The following is a 2656-nucleotide window of genomic DNA, read 5'->3' on the forward strand; positions in this document are numbered from 1 at the left end:
GCTTCCGCTCCTTGTTCCGCTTCCACGGCTGTTGAAGCTCCCGTATGCGTTTACGCACCTCTTCTCTGTGCGCCGCCTCATCCTCACTGAGATTCTGATACCTCCATCCCGACGGATGGATCGCATATGCCCCCTTATCGAGGACAAACCTTGCCAAGCCAAAATCCTGTGTCACCACGATGTCCCCCGCACAGCAGCGATTCGTCAGTGCAATATCGACGGCATCCTTGCCCGCGTCTACAAGACGCAACTCACAGTAATCCGAATGAAGAACATGGTGCGTGTCACAGAAGAGCGTGACAGGAACCACATACATCCGCGCCATGTCCTCGATCTGTTGCAATACCGGACATGCATCTGCGTCCACATAGATCTGCACCGACCTCACCTCCTCTGCTTCATTATACAATAAAGCAGAGCTTCCGGTGCACATTTTTGCACCGATGAGTCATTTCACAGCTATCCCCTCTGCGTCCTCCTCCCGCGCCATCCGGAATGCAGCGAGCACCGTCAGCATCTCCTCTGGGAGGCGGGTTTCAACAGCTCGCTTCTCCTCGTCCGTGCAGCCGTAGAAGGCTTCTGCGATGCTGCCTGCGATACAGGCTGTGGTGTCGGTGTCGCCGCCGAGGGAGACGGCGTTACGGATGGCGTCGATGAGGTCATTGCTCTCGATGAAGGAGATGATCGCCTCGGGGACGCTCCCCTGACAGGTGGCGTCCATATGGTAGGTCGGGCGGATCGTATCGAGTGTGCGGTCAAGGTTGTAGCCGAATACCTCCGCGATATAGTCCCTGATCTCCTCCCGTGTGTGCTCCGTGCGCGCGAGGAAGATCGCGCTCGCGACCGCGTCCGCGCCCTTCACGCCCTCGGGATGGTTGTGCGTGACCTCCGCTGTCCACCGCGCGACCTCACGCGTACGAGAGAGGCTGTCATAGAGCCAGCCGACGGAGGAGACGCGCATCGCGGAGCCGTTGCCGAAGCTACCGTAGGGCTGCGGATGTTCCATCACGAGCCACTGCCGAAACATCCCGCCGTAGCCGACGCGCGGATAGCACCGTCCCCAATGCTGCATAAGGCGCACAACGTCCGTCTTTACATTTTCCTCGCATGCATCCGTCCCCGCCGCGATCAGCGCCTCGGCGACGGCAACGGTCATGACGGTATCGTCGGTAAAGCGTGCGTGCGGCGGGAAAAGCGGAAAGTCCTTCGTCTTTTCCCCGCGATCGAATTCATAGGGGGAGCCAATGATGTCCCCCAGTATTGCGCCGTACATTTTCCTGTTCCTTTCTTGATAAAATTCTTGCAGTAACCGCTCAAGGCGCCCCTCCCCCGTCGCGACGGAGGAGGCTTTGCATTACGGCATTTACCCTGCTTTGAAATTATAGATCGGCTTCAGCACCTCGATCACGTCCACGCTGTCCTCGATCACATCGATGATATCTGCAAGCGACTTGTACGCCATCGGTGCCTCGTCGAGCGTGTTCTCGTTGACGGCGGTGGTGTAGACATCCGCCATTGTTTCGCGGAATTCCTCCATCGAGAGGCGTTCTTTCGCCGCCGTGCGCGACATGAGGCGTCCAGCTCCGTGCGGCGCGGAGTAGTTCCAGTCGGGATCGCCGCGCCCGACCGCGAGGATGCTGCCGTCGCGCATATTGATCGGGATGAGGACACGCTCGCCCGCATGCGCCGCAATCGCGCCCTTGCGCAGGATACGCTCGTCGGTATCAATGTAGTTGTGTACCGTGTGGAATGCCTCGCCTGCCGTGAGTCCCGCGCGCTCCAAGAGGACGCGTGCAATGACCTCGCGGTTGCGCCGCGCGAAACTCTGGCAGATCTCGATGTCGTGCAGATAGTCCTCAAGATAGCTGCCGAAGAGGAAGGCGAGGTCTGCGGGAATCTCCGCTGCCCTTGCCTTAAAGTCCCGATTCAGCGCCTTGATGGCCTCCTGCAGCTCGCTGCGCCGCCCCTCCGCCTTGTAGCGGCGGATGAGTTCGTCGCGCGCGCGGAAAAGCTCGTCCTTTCCATGCGAGAGGTCGATTGCGATGTTCTGGTAGTGCTCGGCGACCTGCTTGCCGAGGTTGCGGCTGCCCGTGTGAATCACGAGGTAGTTCGTGCCGTCCGCGCTGCGGTCGATCTCGATGAAGTGATTGCCGCCGCCGAGCGTGCCGAGGCTGCGCGCAATGCGCTTTGTATCCTTGAGACTGCGATAGCAGCGCAGCGCGAGGAGGTCGAATTTCTCCTGCCGCCCCTCCCAGAGCCCCCGCCCCGAGGGGACAAAATGCGCCGCCTCATCGAAGCGCACGAGGTCGATCTCGCCCTTTCCGAGGTTGACCGTATACATGCCGCAGCCGATATCGACGCCGACGAGATTCGGCACGACCTTGTCCCGCACGGTCATCGTCGTGCCAATCGTGCAGCCCTTGCCCCAGTGCACGTCGGGCATGATGCGGATGCTCGCGCCCTCCGTAAATTCGTAGTCGCACATGCGGCGGATCTGCTCGACGGCCTCCTCCTCGATCACCTTTGCGTATGCGATTGCGACGCCGCAGCGCCCGCGTATCTCCATGCGTTCCATTGCCGACTCTTCCTTTCTGCTACCACAATGCAATGAGCAGCGCAACAAAAGAAATACACTTCCCAATGTTCGTGAGAACTC

General features: G+C 60.1%; 3 protein-coding genes. All 3 read right to left on the reverse strand.

What is annotated here, in order from left to right:
- On the reverse strand, nucleotides 1-379 hold a 379-nt coding region (locus AXF19_RS02660), incomplete at its 3' end, for a DUF188 domain-containing protein (protein ID WP_066844671.1).
- A 69-nt stretch (nucleotides 380-448) separates the two neighbouring features.
- The gene (locus AXF19_RS02665) at nucleotides 449-1273 is read right to left on the reverse strand and encodes an ADP-ribosylglycohydrolase family protein (protein ID WP_066844672.1); all 825 of its coding nucleotides are present in this window, start codon (nucleotides 1271-1273) and stop codon (nucleotides 449-451) included.
- Nucleotides 1274-1363: 90 nt separating this feature from the next.
- Nucleotides 1364-2575, reverse strand: coding sequence for an RtcB family protein (locus tag AXF19_RS02670; protein ID WP_066844673.1), 1212 nt, complete (start codon nucleotides 2573-2575; stop codon nucleotides 1364-1366).
- Between the last annotated feature and the right edge of the window lie 81 nt (nucleotides 2576-2656).

This window comes from Selenomonas sp. oral taxon 126 (assembly GCF_001683335.1).
Taxonomy (GTDB): domain Bacteria; phylum Bacillota; class Negativicutes; order Selenomonadales; family Selenomonadaceae; genus Centipeda.

What these genes read in the sequence shown, in the direction of transcription:
- AXF19_RS02665 (WP_066844672.1), bottom strand. Translation starts at nt 1,273, where the DNA reads ATGTACGGCGCAATACTGGGGGACATCATTGGCTCCCCCTATGAATTC.
- AXF19_RS02670 (WP_066844673.1), bottom strand. Translation starts at nt 2,575, where the DNA reads ATGGAACGCATGGAGATACGCGGGCGCTGCGGCGTCGCAATCGCATAC.